This is a genomic window from Streptomyces sp. NBC_00414 (assembly GCF_036038375.1).
In the GTDB taxonomy this organism is placed as follows: domain Bacteria; phylum Actinomycetota; class Actinomycetes; order Streptomycetales; family Streptomycetaceae; genus Streptomyces.
Genome location: NZ_CP107935.1, coordinates 8617328 through 8631987, shown reverse-complemented (window position 1 = coordinate 8631987; position 14660 = coordinate 8617328). Strand labels below are relative to the sequence as shown.

Genomic DNA, 14660 nt, shown 5'->3' with positions numbered 1-14660 from the left:
CGAGGTCACCACAGCGCTCACGTTACTGGCGAGTTAATTGGTGCGTAAAGACCGGCGAGTTCACCGATGCGGCGCGCGTAGACCCCACCGGACACTCCTGACGAACCCACCCCCGTCAGGAGGCGTCATGACCCGCCGCATTCGCACTGCCGGCACGGTCTTCACAGCCGCGCTCGCGTCACTGCTCATGTTCCTTTCCCTCCCCGCGTCCCCGGCCCACGCCGCCGCCCGCAACCCCGTCGTGTTCGTGCACGGACTGAGCAGTTCGTCGAGCAGCTGGGACGACTGGGTCGCCGACTTCAAGGCCGACGGCTACACCGGTTCCGAGCTCTTCTCCTGGTCGTACGACTGGGGCCGGTCGAACGCCACGACCGCCCAGCAGCTGGCCACCAAGATCCAGAGCGTGCGCACCCAGACGGGCGCGGCCAAGGTCGACCTGGTCGTCCACTCCATGGGCGCGCTGAACTCCCGTTACTACCTGAAGAACCTCGGCGGCACCGCGTACGTGGACGACTTCGTCTCGACGGCGGGCGTCAACCACGGCACCACGACGGCCGGTTGGTGCACGTGGCTCTACACGTCCTGCGCGGAGATGTACACCGGCAGTTCGTTCCTGACGTCGCTCAACTCGGGGGACGAGACACCCGGCGGTGTCTCCTACGCCAGTTACTGGTCGAACTGCGACGACGCGCTGACCCCCGACACCAGCGCGATCCTCAGCGGCGCCACCAATGTAGAGGTCGGATGCGTCTCGCACACCGACATGAACAACGACTACGGCGTCTACGAGCAGGTGCGGGACTTCATCGCCTGACGTCCCAGGAGCCCGTCCCGGTCCGTCCTGTGGTCCCGGCGCGGCGGGGACCACAGCACGGACTCGCGCGGTCCGCGGCGGGAACGCGCGGCGACCGACGGGTGAGCGCGGCCCTCCGGGGGGACAATCGCGGTAGGTCCACGCCCCAAGGGGAGGCCTCATGCGACCGCGCGGCTCCAGAACCGCCCCGACCGGCACGCTGTCCGCGACTCCGGTGCACCACCCGCTGTTCGCCCGCTTCTACGCCCGGCTCAGCGTGGCCGCCGAGCCGACGATCGGCGTCCACCGCGACGAACTGCTCGCCGGGCTCTCCGGCCGGATCATCGAGATCGGCGCGGGCAACGGACTGAACTTCGCCCACTATCCGAGCACGGTCTCGGAGGTCGTCGCGATCGAACCCGAGCGCCGGCTACGGCAGTTGGCCGTGACCGCCGCGCTGCGTTCCGACGTGCCGGTCGACGTGGTGCCGGGGGTCGCGGAGGCCCTGCCGGTCAAGAGCGAGGCGTTCGACGGAGCCGTCGTGTCACTGGTGCTGTGCAGCGTACGGGACCTGCCGCGGGCCCTCGCCGAGATCCACCGCGTGCTGCGTCCGGGCGGTGAGCTGCGCTTCTTCGAGCACGGCAGCGGCGGCGGGCGGGCGATGACGGCCGGACAGCGCATCCTCGACCGCACGGTGTGGCCCCTGCTGTTCGGCGGCTGCCACGTGGGCCGGGACCCGGTCGGCGCGATCCGGGACGCGGGGTACGAACTCGGCCCCTACCGGCGGTTGTTGGTGCCCGAGAAGGGACCGCGGACGCCTAGTTCGTACTGTGTGCTGGGCACCGCGCGCCGGCCGTCGGCCTCCGGAAGTCCTGAGCTCCCGAGTTCCTGAGGGCCCCGAGGTCCCGAAGCCGGAAAGTCTCACGCCGGGAAGTCTGACACCAGGAAGTCTCACGCCGGGAAGGCGTCACAGCGTCCACTGGCGCAGCTCGTGCGCGATGTCCTGCACCGTCGCATCGCCCGTCTTGACCAGTCTGGCCAGGTCGCGGACCTGCTCGGGCGAGGTGACGACCTTCAGGCCGCTGGCCACGAGGTAGGCGTACGCGACGGCCATCGCGAACATGGCGTTCGAGCGTTCGAGCGCCGGGACGTGCAGCAGGACCTGGAGCAGTGCGGCGGCGCGGGCGTGCGGGCTGTCGTACACGGGGACGCCGAAGATCTCGGCCTCGTGCCGGCCCACCGCGGCGACGAGGGCACCCCAGTCGACGACCTGCGGGTCCCCCGGCGTCTTGTGCTCGGCGACCATGAGGAGCCAGGCGAGGTCGACTCTGATGTTCAGTGGTTCGTTCAAGGGCTCAGCGACGGCCTTCCCGGTCCGCGCCCCGGTCCGCAGCCCGACCTCGGTCCGCACCCCGGTCCGTGCCGAACTCCTCGGCGAAGACGGACTCGTACTGCTTCATGAAGTCGGCGGCGGCCTCCACGAAGGTGTGGCCGGCTTCCCCGGTGTCCTGTCTGACCAGTTCCTCGATGTAGCGGTTGACACTCATCCCGCGGGCCAGGGCGCGTTCACGCGCGGCCCGGGCGGTGCCCTCGTCCACGCGCACGTTCAGCTGGGTCTTAGCCATACTTCGAAGCTAGCGCCGAAACGCTAGCAAGGGCAAGAGGGGCCGGTCCGCACGCATCCCCTAAGGGTGCCCCTTACATGAACCCTGAGGTAACCGACCTGCGACGGAGACCACCCGGCACTTCGGGGGGATACCGGGTGTGCCCCGCATCACACTAGGCTCACCCGCGGACACCGAAGTCCGACCACGGGGAGGCGGCCTTGTCCACAGCAGCTGCGGAGCACGCCCTCGGGCGCACGGGCCCGGAGGGGACGGCGGCCCGTGCCCGGGGCCTCACGAAGGCGTACGGGTCGGGTGAGACGGCCGTGCTCGCCCTCGACTCGGTCGACGTGGACATCGCGCGTGGCCGTTTCACGGCGGTCATGGGTCCCTCGGGATCCGGCAAGTCCACCCTGATGCACTGTCTGGCGGGCCTCGACTCCGTGTCGGCCGGACAGGTATGGCTGGGCGACACGGAGATCACCGGGTTGAAGGAGCGCGAGCTGACCCGGCTGCGGCGGGACCGGATCGGCTTCATGTTCCAGTCGTTCAACCTGATACCGACCCTGAACGCGGCGGAGAACATCACGCTGCCCATGGACATCGCGGGCCAGAAGCCCGACGAGAAGTGGCTGAACCAGGTCATCGACCAGCTCGGGCTGCGCGACCGCCTCAAGCACCGGCCCGCGCAGCTCTCCGGCGGTCAGCAGCAGCGGGTGGCCTGCGCCCGGGCCCTCGCCTCGCGCCCCGAGCTGATCTTCGCGGACGAGCCGACCGGCAACCTCGACTCGCGCGCGGGCCTTGAGGTGCTCGGTTTCCTGCGGGAAGCCGTCGACGAGCTGGGGCAGACCGTGGTCATGGTCACCCATGATCCGGGTGCGGCGGGCCACGCCGACCTGGTCCTCTTCCTCGGGGACGGGCGGATCGTGGACGAGATGGCCCGGCCCACCGCCGACGCGGTGCTGGAGCGCATGAAGAGGTTCGACACGGTCCGCGGGACGGCCGAGACCTCCGAGCCGCCAGGGACATCCGAGGCCTCCGGGACGTCCGGAGCATCCGGGGCGTCCGGGATTCCCGAGGGGGACGCCGACCCCGATCGTAAGAGCGTTCCCGGCCAGGGCATCGCCCCCGACAGGGACTGAGGGGGCGGGCCGTCGTGCTGAAGGCGACACTCCGGAGTTTCCTCGCTCACAAGGGCCGGCTGCTGCTCTCGGCGCTGGCCGTCGTCCTGTCCGTGGCGTTCGTCGCGGGCAGCCTGATCTTCTCGGACACGGTCAGCCGGACCTTCGACCGGCTCTTCGCGTCCACCTCGGCCGACGTCACCGTGAGCCCGAAGGAGGATCTGGAGTCGCAGATCCCCTCCGGGGCCGTCGAGACGGTGCCCACGACCCTCCTGGACCGCATCGCGAAGGTCGACGGGGTCGCCCTCGCCCGGCCGGACGTGTCCGTCGAGAACGTCACCGTCGTCGACAAGGACAACGAGTCGGTGGGCCCGACCACGGGCGCGCCCACCATCGCCGCCGACTGGTACGTCACCGACCGCAGCCCCGTGGAGCTGACCTCGGGGCACGCCCCGCGCGGGCCCGGCGAGGCGCTCCTCGACGCGGACACGGCCGACGAGAAGCACGTGGACATCGGTGATCCGCTGACCGTGATCGCGCAGCCCGGCTCGTTCAAGGTGCAGGTCGTCGGCATCGCGACCTTCAAGACCACCAACCCGGGCGCCGCACTCGTCTTCCTCGACCCGGCCGTCGCACCGGAAAAGCTGCTGGGCCGGGGCGGGGTCGCCACCAGCATCCAGGTGGACGCGGACCAGGGAGTGACCGACGCGCAGCTCAAGCGGCGCATCGCCACCGAACTCGGCTCGGGCAGGTACGAGTTGGAGACCGCCGACGAGCAGGCCGAGTCGGCCGCGTCCCAACTCGGCGGATTCCTCGACGTGATCAAGTACGTGATGCTCGGCTTCGCGGGCATCGCGGTGCTGGTCGGGGTCTTCCTGATCGTCAACACCTTCTCCATGCTGATCGCCCAACGCACGCGCGAGCTGGGCCTGTTGCGCGCGCTCGGCGCCGACCGGCGGCAGGTGCGCAGGTCCGTGCTCACGGAGGCGATACTGCTGGGCCTGGTGGGCTCGACGCTCGGCCTGGCCGCGGGCATCGGGCTCGCGTTCGGCCTGATCAAGCTCATGGGCGTCTTCGGGATGAACCTGAAGACCACCGAGATGGTCATCGGGTGGGGAACGCCCGTCGCGGCGTACGTCGTCGGGGTGGGCGTCACCTTCGTCGCGGCGTACCTGCCGGCCCGCCGGGCCGCCACGGTGTCACCGATGGCCGCGCTGGCCGACGCCGAGATCGCCGGTGTGGGGCGGCCGTTGCGGGTCCGGGCCGTCGTCGGGTCGATCGTCGGCGCGCTGGGCGCCGCCGCGCTCGTGGGCTGCGTGACGGCTACGGAGACCTCGTCCGCCGCGTCGCTGCTGGGTCTCGGTGTCGTCCTCACCCTCATCGCGACGGTGATCGCCGGGCCGTTGCTCGTCCGTCCCGTGATCCGTGTCCTGGGCGGATTCTTCCCCGCCCTGTTCGGCTCGGTCGGCCGGATGAGCCAGCGCAACGCGCTGCGCAACCCGCGTCGCACGGGCGCCACCGCGGCCGCCCTGATGGTGGGCCTCGCCCTGGTGGGCGGCATGTCCGTGGCGAGCGCGTCCATGACCAAGTCCTTCGACGAGCAGATCGACAAGACGCTGGGCGCCGACTTCGTGGTGCAGAACGCCAACTTCATGCCGTTCCCGCAGGAGATCACCGAGAAGGTCGAGGCCACCGAGGGCGCCGGGCTCGTCGTACGGCAGCGGTTCGCGCCGGTCGCCGTCCGGCTGCCGGACGGCGACCGCGTCGAGACGACCGCGGCGGGCTACGACCCGGATCTCGACGAGGTCGCCCGCATCACCTACGCCGAGGGGAACACGGCCGCCGCGCTCGCGGACGGCAGCATCGCCATGGACGCCGGCTTCGCCGAGGACCACGGCGTGCGGCTCGGCAGCACGATCCCCGTCGAGTTCCCCGCCGGGCGCAAGACCGAGCTGAAGGTCGCGGCGCTGACCGACCAGGACGCCGCGGAGGGCTTCGGAACGCAGGGCGGGCTGTTCCTCGGCTTCGCGACCGTCGAGAAGTTCGTGCCGGGCGGCCAGGACTCCGCGCTGTACGTGAACGCGGCCTCGGGCGCCTCCGACAAGACCCTGCGCGCCAGCCTCGACAAGACACTCGACCCCTATCCCCAGGTGCAGGTGCGCGACCTGGCCGACTACAAGAAACTGATCCACGATCAGATCGCCGTGCTGCTCTACCTGGTGTACGCCCTGCTGGGGCTCGCGATCGTCATCGCGGTGCTCGGCGTGGTCAACACCCTCGCCCTGTCGGTCGTGGAGCGCACCCGTGAGATCGGGCTGCTGCGCGCGATCGGGCTCGCCCGGCGGCAGTTGCGCCGGATGATCAGGCTGGAGTCGGTGGTGATCGCCGTGTTCGGCGCGGTCCTCGGGCTGGCGCTCGGGCTCGTGTGGGGCGTGTGCGTGCAGCAGGTCCTCGCCCTGCAGGGGATGACGGCGTTCGCGATCCCGTGGACCACGCTCGTCGCGGTCGTCGTGGGATCGGCGGTCGTGGGCATCGTGGCGGCCCTGCTGCCGGCCCTGCGCGCGTCCCGCATGAACGTACTGGCCGCCATCGCACACGAGTGACCGGCCGGGGGGCGCGAACGGACGAGTCACCGGCACGGGCGTTCGGGGCGGTCGTCGCCGGGCTCCGGGGCGAGCGGCTGCGGGGCGGCGACCACTTCCGGGAGCGTGTCCGAATCGTGGAATCCGGTGTCCATGTCCGGCACCCGTGATGGGATCGCGGCATGAGTGATCTTCAGATACGGGCCGCCGGACCCGGCGACCTCGACACCGTCCTCGCGTTCTGGAGGACCGCCGCCGAGGGCACCAGCATCAGCGACGACCGGGACGGCGTGGAGCGGCTGATCGGCACGGACCCCGAGGCGCTGATCCTCGCCGAGCGGGACGGGGAGCTCGTGGGCACGGTCATCGCCGGCTTCGACGGCTGGCGCTGCCATCTGTACCGGCTCGCGGTGGACCCGGCCCGGCGCCGCCAGGGCATCGGCTCGGCCCTCCTGACCGCCGCCGAGGAACGCTTCGTACGGCTCGGCGGGCGCCGCGGGGACGCGATGGTGCTGGCGCGCAACGAAACCGCGCACCATGCCTGGCGCGCTGCGGGGTACGCGCCGGAAGAGCACTGGCGGCGTTGGGTCAAGCCGCTGGTCGAGTGACACCCCACCCAGGAAAGATGTGAGCGTCCGCCCATGGGCGAGCCTTCCGACAGTCCCGACATCCGACGCCACGGCGTCCCGCGGCGCCGACACCGCGCGAACCTTCCGTACCTGCCCGATCATGGAACGGAGGTGACCCGATGACAGAAGTGCTCCTCCTCGCCGTGGCGGTGCTGCTCTCGCTGGCCTGCGGTGCCTTCGTCGCGGCCGAGTTCTCCCTGACCACGGTCGAGCGCAGCCAGCTCGAACGGGCCGTCGAGCGCGGTGAGGTCGGCGCGGCGGGCGCCCTGAGGGCCGTGAAGAACCTCACCTTCCAGCTCTCCGGCGCTCAGCTCGGCATCACCGTCACCAACCTGGTCGTCGGCATGCTCGCCGAGTCGTCCGTCGCCCAGCTGATCGCCGGGCCCCTCGAAGCGGCCGGGGTGCCCAGCTCGGCGACCTCGTCGGTGGCGCTGGTGATCGGTACGGCCCTGTCGACGGTCTTCCTGATGGTCGTCGGCGAGCTGGTGCCCAAGAACTGGGCGATCTCCTCACCGCTGGCCGTGGCCAAGCGGGTGGCGACGCCGCAGCGCTGGTTCAGCGCGGTGTTCCGCCCGTTCATCTCCCACCTCAACAACACCGCCAACCGTGTCGTACGCCGCTTCGGCATCGAGCCCGCCGAGGAGCTGGCCTCCGCGCGCGGCCCGCAGGAACTGGTGGCCCTGGCCCGGCACTCCGCCAAACAGGGCGCCCTGGAGGCGGACACTGCCGAACTGTTCGTACGCACGCTGAACCTCGCCGACCTCACCGCGGAGAACGTCATGACACCGCGGGTCCAGGTCATCTCCCTGGACGTCCAGGCGACCTGCGAGGACGTGGCGAACGCGACGCGGGCGACCGGCCTGTCCCGCTTCCCCGTCCACCGCGGCAACCTCGACTCGGTCGTCGGGGTCGCGCACATCAAGGACGTCATCAGGGTGCCCGCCGACCGCAGGGCCCGTACGGCCGTGTCGCAGGTGATGCGCGAGCCCCTGTTCGTACCGGAGACGCTGACCGTCGAACGGCTGCTCGACCGGCTGTCCGGCAAGCGCACGATGGCCGTGGTCATCGACGAGTACGGCGGCACCGCGGGGGTCGCCACCCTGGAGGACATCGTCGAGGAGGTCGTCGGCGAGGTGCGCGACGAGCACGACCCGCACGAGACGTCCGACCTGGCGCAGGCCGGCACGGACGAGGAGGGCCGCACGCTGTACTCGGCCGACGGGTCCGTCCGCACCGACCGGCTCGCCCGCGTCGGACTGCGGGCGCCCGACGGGCCGTACGAGACGCTCGCGGGCCTGATGGCGGCGGAGCTGGGGCGCATCCCCGTCGAGGGGGACACGGTCGAGGTCGCCGGGTGGCGTCTTGACGTGGTGGACGCGACGGGGCGGCGGGCCGCGCGGGTGCTGATGCACGCGCCGGACGCCGGGGACACCCGCTCCGAAGAGGCCGGATCCGAAGGAGGGCGGGGACGATGACAGCCGTACAACTGCTGATCGGGCTGGCGACCCTGGTCGTGAACGCCTTCTTCGTGGCGGCCGAGTTCGCGCTGATCTCCGTACGCCGCAGCCAGATCGAGCCTTACGCGGAGGCGGGAGACCGCCGGGCGCGCGGGGTGATCTGGGGTCTTGAGCACGTGTCCGCGCTGATGGCCGCCGCACAGCTCGGCATCACGCTGTGCACGCTGGTCCTGGGTGTGGTCGCCGAACCCGCGATCGCGCATCTGCTGGAGCCGGTCTTCCACGCGGTGGGTCTGTCGACCGGCACGGGTCACGCGATCTCGTTCGTGATCGCGCTCACCGTGGCCACGTATCTGCACATGCTGCTCGGCGAGATGGTGCCGAAGAACATCGCGCTCGCCGAACCGGTACGGACGGCGCTGCTGCTCGGGCCGCCGCTGGTCGCCCTGTCGCGGGGGCTGCGGCCGGTGATCTTCACGGTCAACGCGTTCGCCAACGGGCTGCTGAAGCTGTTGCGTGTCGAGGTCCACGACGAGGTGTCCGCGACCTTCTCCGACACGGAGCTGGCCCGTCTGGTGAAGGATTCCAGCGAGGCGGGACTGATCGACGACCGCGCCCAGGAGCGTCTGCACGACGCCCTGGAGCTGGGCCGGCGACCGGTGCGGGACGTGGTGCTGCCGCTGGAGAACGTCGTCCACGCGCGCGTGGGCGTCACCCCCGAGCAGCTGGAGGCCCTGTCCGCCGAGTCCGGGTTCTCCCGCTTCCCCGTCGTGGACGAGGGACTGCGCATCGTCGGCTACCTCCACGTGAAGGACGCCCTGGACGCGATGCCGCGTGACCTGCCGTTCCAGGTGCGGGACATGCGGTCCATCGCCCGGGTCCGGGAGAGCACGCCGCTCGACGACGTACTGACCGCGATGCGGCGCGGCCGTACGCATCTGGCGGCGGTGCTCGGCGCGGACGGGCGGCTGGCCGGGATGGTGACGATGGAGGACGTGCTGCGGGAACTGTTCGGCCAGCCGGCCTGAATCCCGCGCCCACCGGTCACGCCGGGCGGCCGGCCCGCGCGGCAGACCGGTGGGTATGTGCACGCGCTATCATTTCTTCCGCCATGCAGACGAATGCCACCTTCACCAGCCTTGTCGCCGTCGGCGACTCCTTCACCGAGGGCATGTCGGACCTCCTTCCCGACGGTACGTACCGGGGCTGGGCGGACCTCCTCGCGGCCCGGATGGCCGCGCAGACGCCCGGCTTCCGCTACGCCAACCTCGCGGTGCGCGGCAAGCTCATCGGACAGATCGTCGCCGAGCAGGTGGACGTCGCGGTGGAGATGCGGCCCGACGTGATCACGCTGGTCGGCGGCCTCAACGACACGCTGCGGCCCAAGGTCGACATGGCGCGTGTCCGGGGACTCCTGGAAGAGGCCGTGGAGCGCCTGGCACCGGCATGCAAGCAGCTCGTCCTGATGCGCAGCCCCGGCCGCCAGGGCCCGGTCATGGAGCGGTTCCGCCCCCGCATGGAGGAGCTGTTCGTCTGTATCGACGAGCTCGCGTCCCGGCACGGCGCACTCGTGGTCGACCTCTACGGAGCGCAGTCCCTGGGCGACCCCCGCATGTGGGACGTGGACCGGCTGCATCTGACGGGCGAGGGGCACCGCCGGGTCGCCGAGGCGGTGTGGCAGGCGCTCGGGCACGCGGCCGAGGACGCCGAGTGGCACACCCCGATGCCGCCCTCCGACCCGCCCGGCTGGGCCGCCCGCCGGACCGCCGACGTGCGCTTCGCCCGCCAGTACCTCCTGCCGTGGATCGGCCGCCGGCTGACCGGCCGCTCCTCGGGCGACGGCCGCCTGCCCAAACGACCGGAACTGCTGCCCTACGACGAGTACAAGGGGTCCGTGGAGCGGGGACGCCCGGCGGGGTCCTGACGGCTTCGTAGGTCCCGACAAATCAGCCCGTGGCGCTGGCCTGCAGGAACCGCCAGTAGAATCCGTACACGTGACTGCGCCCGCAAAGCCCCGTATCCCGAACGTCCTCGCCGGCCGCTACGCCTCGGCCGAGCTCGCCACCCTGTGGTCCCCCGAGCAGAAGGTGAGGCTGGAGCGTCAGCTCTGGCTCGCCGTGCTGCGGGCCCAGAAGGACCTCGGGATCGAGGTGCCCGACGCCGCGCTCGCCGACTACGAGCGGGTCCTGGACCAGGTCGACCTGGCCTCTATCGCCGAGCGGGAGAAGGTCACGCGGCACGACGTGAAGGCGCGGATCGAGGAGTTCAACGACCTCGCCGGGCACGAGCACGTCCACAAGGGCATGACGTCCCGCGACCTCACCGAGAACGTCGAGCAGCTGCAGATCCGGCTCTCCCTGGAGCTGGTGCGCGACCGCACCGTCGCCGTCCTCGCGCGCCTCGGCAGGCTCGCGGGCGAGTACGGCGAGCTGGTCGTCGCGGGCCGCTCGCACAACGTGGCGGCGCAGGCGACCACCCTCGGCAAGCGTTTCGCGACCGCCGCCGACGAGCTGCTCGTCGCGCACGGCCGGGTGGAGGAGCTGCTCGCCCACTATCCGCTGCGCGGCATCAAGGGCCCGGTGGGCACGGCCCAGGACATGCTCGACCTGCTGGGCGGGGACGCGGCGAAGCTCGCCGACCTGGAGCAGCGGATCGCCCGGCACCTCGGCTTCTCGCAGGCGTTCACCTCGGTGGGCCAGGTCTACCCGCGCTCGCTGGACTACGAGGTCGTGACCGCTCTGGTGCAGCTGGCCGCGGCTCCGTCCTCCACCGCCAAGACCATCCGGCTGATGGCAGGGCACGAGCTGGTGACCGAGGGCTTCAAGCCCGGCCAGGTCGGTTCCTCCGCGATGCCGCACAAGATGAACACCCGCTCCTGCGAGCGCGTCAACGGCCTGATGGTGATCCTGCGCGGCTACGCCTCGATGACGGGCGAGCTGGCGGGCGACCAGTGGAACGAGGGGGACGTGTCCTGCTCGGTGGTGCGCCGGGTCGCGCTGCCCGACGCGTTCTTCGCGCTGGACGGCCTGCTGGAGACCTTCCTCACCGTCCTCGACGAGTTCGGCGCCTTCCCGGCGGTCGTCGCGCGCGAGCTGGACCGCTACCTGCCGTTCCTCGCGACGACGAAGGTCCTCATGGCCGCGGTGCGCGCGGGTGTGGGCCGTGAGGTCGCGCACGAGGCCATCAAGGAGAACGCCGTCGCCTCCGCCCTCGCCATGCGTGAGCAGGGCACCGAGCGCAACGAGCTCCTCGACAAGCTGGCCGCGGACGAGCGCATCCCGCTCGACCGGGCGCAGTTGGACGCCCTGATGGCCGACAAGCTGTCCTTCACGGGGGCCGCCGCCGACCAGGTGGCCGCGGTCGTCGTCCGCGTCGAGGAGATCCTCAAGCAGCACCCGGAGGCAGCGGGTTACACGCCGGGGGCGATCCTCTGACGCGGTTCACCCCCGCCGAACTGGAGGCCGCCCGCGACCGGCTCGTACCGGATGTCGCCGCGGACGGTCTCCAGGTGCTGTTCTGCGGTATCAACCCGGGATTGATGACCGCCGCGACGGGCCACCATTTCGCCCGCCCCGGCAACCGCTTCTGGCCGGTCCTGCACCTGTCCGGCTTCACCCCGCGGCAGCTGAAGCCCTCGGAACAGGACGAGTTGCTCTCGTACGGGCTCGGCATCACCAATGTGGTGGCGCGGGCGAGCGCCCGGGCCGACGAGCTGAGCGCGGACGAGTACCGGGAGGGCGGGCGGCTGCTCGCCGCCAAGGTGGCGCGGCTGCGGCCCCGCTGGCTCGCGGTGGTGGGCGTGACCGCCTACCGGGCCGCCTTCGACGACCGCAAGGCCGTGATCGGGCCGCAGGAACGGACGTTCGGCTCCACGCGCGTGTGGGTCCTGCCCAACCCCAGCGGCCTGAACGCACACTGGACGGCGGCAACGATGGCAGAGGAGTTCGCCCGCCTACGCAAGACCGCGCGAACCTCGCGCTCCTAGGGGGCACGGGGAACGGCGCAATCTTTTGCGTCTCCAGGGGCGCGGGGAACGGCGCGATCCTTTAGGGGCGCGGGGAACGGCGCAATCTTTTCCGTCTCCAAAGGCGCGCGGAACAGCGCAATCTTTTGCGTCTCCAGGGGCGCGGGGAACGGCGCGATCCTTTAGGGGCGCGGGGAACGGCGCAACCGGCCCCACCGCCCCGCAGACCAATCACCACGCTCCCAGCGGAGCGCCCACGCACATGTCAGGGCGGAGCCACCTCCGTCACCAGGGCGAAGAGTTGGAACTCCTGACCTTCCGTCGGCTCGGAAACCCCCACGGCCACCCACCGCCCGGTGCCGTCGGCCTCCCACAGGTCCACGTGTCCCACGTACGCGCTGAGGTAGGCCCACGGCTTCGGTATTCGCTCGTCGGGGTTCTCGGAGCGCAGGAAGACACCGGCCAGGCTCTTCGGTTCCGCCTCGCCCCAGCGCTCCCCCAGCCGCTGCGAGACGCCCTCTCTGTAGGCGGCGAACTGGTCCGCGATCTCCTCCCGCCCGGACCGGTCACCCGTCCCGAAGCCACGCGTCGTCTCCAGCACCACCAGGTGGTAGCCGGGTCCCCCCGCGCCGACGTCCGACCAGCCGTGCGCCGCGGGGAAGTCGCGGACGCACAGCTCGTCGATCGTGGCGAGGTGTCGCTCAGTGGTCATGAAGTCCAGTAAAGCGGTCACCACTGACATTTGGCGGCCCGTCAGGCGACAACGGCCGCCCTGGTTCACGCGTCCCGGCGGCGCACACTCCACGATCCGGCCAGGAGCGCGGCCGACGTCCACACCGCTGTCACCGCGAGCCCCGCCCACGGCCCGAGCATGCCGTCCCACGTCTCGTGCAGGACCACCTGCCCCGCCCTGTCGGGCAGGAAGTCGGCGGCGTTCCCGGACATGTCGCCGACCACGAAGGAGACCAGCAGGAGGAAGGGGATGAGGATGCTCAGCGTGGTGACGCCGCTGCGCAGCACCGCGGTCAGTCCGGCCGCGAACAGCGCCATCAGGGCCAGGTAGATCCCGCAGCCCACCACTGCCTGCAGTCCCTCGGCCCAGCTCATCCCGCTCGCCCGGTCACCGAGGACGGCCTTGCCCACGGCGAGGCTCACGAACCCGGTGAGGAGGCCGACGACCAGGACGGGGGCGCCGATGGCCGTCGTCTTCGCCGCGAACCACCGTCCGCGCCGGGGCACGGCGGTCAGCGAGACCCGCAGGGCGCCTCCCTGGAACTCGGACGACACGGCCTGCGCGCCGAAGGTGATCGCAGCGATCTGTCCGAAGTTGACACCGAAGAACGCCGTGAACAGCGGGTCGAAGTCCGCTTCCCCGCCGTCGGAACTGTCGGCTCCGGCCAGCGCGGTGAAGGCCGCGGTGACGACCACGAGGGCGCACAGTCCCGCGACGAGCGACCGCAGGGTACGGATCTTGAGCCACTCCGAGTGGAGTACGGGTGCGAACGGCACGGTCAGGCCTCCTGCGGCTGGGTCGGGGACGGGGCGGCCGGCTGGGCGGCGAACTCGGCCTCCGTGGCGGTCAGATCGAGGTAGGCCTGTTCCAGCGTGCCTTCCTCCGCCGCCAGTTCGAGGATGGGCAGACCCGCGTCCGAGGCGAGGCGGCCGATGTCGTCCACGCGCGCGTGGTGCACGATCCACCGTTCGCGCCCGCCCTCGGCCCCGTCACCGCCCTCGCCCTCGCCCTCGCTCTCGCTCTCGCTCTCGACGGCGTCGTATCCGTGCCGCGCGAGCAGGTCGCGAAGGGCGGCGCCGTCCGTGGTGCGTACCCGTACCCGGGGGTCCACGCGCGCCTGGACGAACTCCCGCATCGCCATGTCGGCGAGCAGCCGGCCGCGGCCCAGCACGACGAGGTGGTCGGCGAACGAGGCGGTCTCGTTCATCAGATGGCTGGAGACGAGCACGGTGCGGCCCTCGCGGGCGAGCCGGCGCAGCAGTTCCCTGATCCAGATGATGCCTTCGGGGTCGAGCCCGTTGGACGGTTCGTCGAGCAGGACCACCTGCGGGTCGCCCAGCAGAGCCGCGGCGATGCCGAGGCGCTGCCGCATGCCCAGGGAGTACGTCCTGACGCGGCGGCGGGCCACCGAGGCGAGGCCCGCCTCCTCCAGAACCTGGTCGACGCGGGTCTCGGGAAGGCGGTTGCTCGCCGCGAGCGCCCGCAGATGGTCCCGCGCGGTACGCGAACCATGCGCGGCCTGCGCGTCGAGCAGGGCGCCGACGTGACGCAACGGCTCCTCCAGCGCCGCGTACGCGTGGCCGCCTACGGTGACGGTGCCCGACGTGGGCCGGTCGAGGCCGAGCACGAGCCTCATGGTGGTGGACTTGCCCGCGCCGTTGGGGCCGAGGAAGCCGGTGACCCGGCCCGGTTCGACCCGGAAGGTCAGCCGGTCCACGGCGCGGGTGGTGCCGTACTCCTTGGTGAGTTCTTGGACGTCGATGCTGGTCATGGCCCA

General features: G+C 71.2%; 15 protein-coding genes. 10 read left to right on the top strand and 5 right to left on the bottom strand.

Translation table 11 applies throughout. The features are described from left to right. The first annotated feature begins 127 nt into the window (after positions 1–127). Together OHS59_RS37585 and OHS59_RS37580 are read left to right on the top strand one after the other, a co-directional pair. The gene (locus tag OHS59_RS37585; RefSeq protein ID WP_328497787.1) at positions 128–814 is read left to right on the top strand and encodes an esterase/lipase family protein; all 687 of its coding nucleotides are present in this window, start codon (positions 128–130) and stop codon (positions 812–814) included. 160 nt (positions 815–974) lie between these two features. Beyond that, a complete protein-coding gene (locus OHS59_RS37580) occupies positions 975–1685 on the top strand; it encodes a class I SAM-dependent methyltransferase (RefSeq protein ID WP_328497786.1) in 711 nt (236 codons plus the stop codon). A gap of 75 nt (positions 1686–1760) precedes the next feature. Here OHS59_RS37580 and OHS59_RS37575 read toward each other — a convergent pair whose 3' ends face one another. Together OHS59_RS37575 and OHS59_RS37570 are read right to left on the bottom strand one after the other, a co-directional pair. Then, the gene (locus OHS59_RS37575) at positions 1761–2099 is read right to left on the bottom strand and encodes a fic family toxin-antitoxin system, toxin component (RefSeq protein WP_328499512.1); all 339 of its coding nucleotides are present in this window, start codon (positions 2097–2099) and stop codon (positions 1761–1763) included. A gap of 49 nt (positions 2100–2148) precedes the next feature. Continuing rightward, positions 2149–2418 carry a toxin-antitoxin system HicB family antitoxin gene (locus OHS59_RS37570; RefSeq protein WP_328497785.1) on the bottom strand — a complete coding sequence of 90 codons (270 nt, stop codon included), beginning with the start codon at positions 2416–2418 and terminating at the stop codon, positions 2149–2151. A 200-nt stretch (positions 2419–2618) separates the two neighbouring features. Between OHS59_RS37570 and OHS59_RS37565 the strand changes: the two genes are divergently transcribed. The 8 genes from OHS59_RS37565 to mug all read left to right on the top strand — a co-directional run bounded on the left by OHS59_RS37565 (position 2619) and on the right by mug (position 12171). After that, on the top strand, positions 2619–3539 hold the full coding sequence (locus tag OHS59_RS37565; protein WP_328497784.1) for an ABC transporter ATP-binding protein: 921 nt from the start codon (positions 2619–2621) through the stop codon (positions 3537–3539). Between the two features lie 14 nt (positions 3540–3553). Beyond that, on the top strand, positions 3554–6121 hold the full coding sequence (locus OHS59_RS37560) for an ABC transporter permease (RefSeq protein ID WP_328497783.1): 2568 nt from the start codon (positions 3554–3556) through the stop codon (positions 6119–6121). A 161-nt stretch (positions 6122–6282) separates the two neighbouring features. Further along, a complete protein-coding gene (locus OHS59_RS37555; protein ID WP_328497782.1) occupies positions 6283–6708 on the top strand; it encodes a GNAT family N-acetyltransferase in 426 nt (141 codons plus the stop codon). A 140-nt stretch (positions 6709–6848) separates the two neighbouring features. Beyond that, entirely contained in the window at positions 6849–8204 is a 1356-nt protein-coding gene (locus tag OHS59_RS37550; RefSeq protein ID WP_328497781.1) for a hemolysin family protein, read from the top strand. Beyond that, positions 8201–9214: a hemolysin family protein gene (locus tag OHS59_RS37545; RefSeq protein WP_328497780.1), complete on the top strand. Its 1014-nt coding sequence runs from the start codon at positions 8201–8203 to the stop codon at positions 9212–9214. Before OHS59_RS37550 ends, OHS59_RS37545 begins: the two co-directional genes overlap by 4 nt. An 83-nt stretch (positions 9215–9297) precedes the next feature. Next, positions 9298–10110, top strand: a complete 813-nt coding sequence (locus OHS59_RS37540) for an SGNH/GDSL hydrolase family protein (protein ID WP_328497779.1) — start codon at positions 9298–9300, stop codon at positions 10108–10110. Positions 10111–10180: 70 nt separating this feature from the next. Beyond that, entirely contained in the window at positions 10181–11620 is a 1440-nt protein-coding gene (purB, locus tag OHS59_RS37535) for an adenylosuccinate lyase (protein ID WP_328497778.1), read from the top strand. Next, entirely contained in the window at positions 11617–12171 is a 555-nt protein-coding gene (gene mug, locus OHS59_RS37530) for a G/U mismatch-specific DNA glycosylase (protein WP_328499511.1), read from the top strand. The genes purB and mug overlap by 4 nt, the downstream gene beginning before the upstream one ends. 244 nt (positions 12172–12415) lie before the next feature. Here mug and OHS59_RS37525 read toward each other — a convergent pair whose 3' ends face one another. From OHS59_RS37525 to OHS59_RS37515, 3 genes are all read right to left on the bottom strand, one after another. Continuing rightward, a complete protein-coding gene (locus tag OHS59_RS37525) occupies positions 12416–12862 on the bottom strand; it encodes a hypothetical protein (RefSeq protein WP_328497777.1) in 447 nt (148 codons plus the stop codon). A 65-nt stretch (positions 12863–12927) separates the two neighbouring features. Further along, entirely contained in the window at positions 12928–13659 is a 732-nt protein-coding gene (locus tag OHS59_RS37520) for an ABC transporter permease (protein WP_328497776.1), read from the bottom strand. A 2-nt stretch (positions 13660–13661) separates the two neighbouring features. Beyond that, complete coding sequence (locus OHS59_RS37515) at positions 13662–14654, bottom strand: ABC transporter ATP-binding protein (protein ID WP_328497775.1); 993 nt, start codon at positions 14652–14654, stop codon at positions 13662–13664. Between the last annotated feature and the right edge of the window lie 6 nt (positions 14655–14660).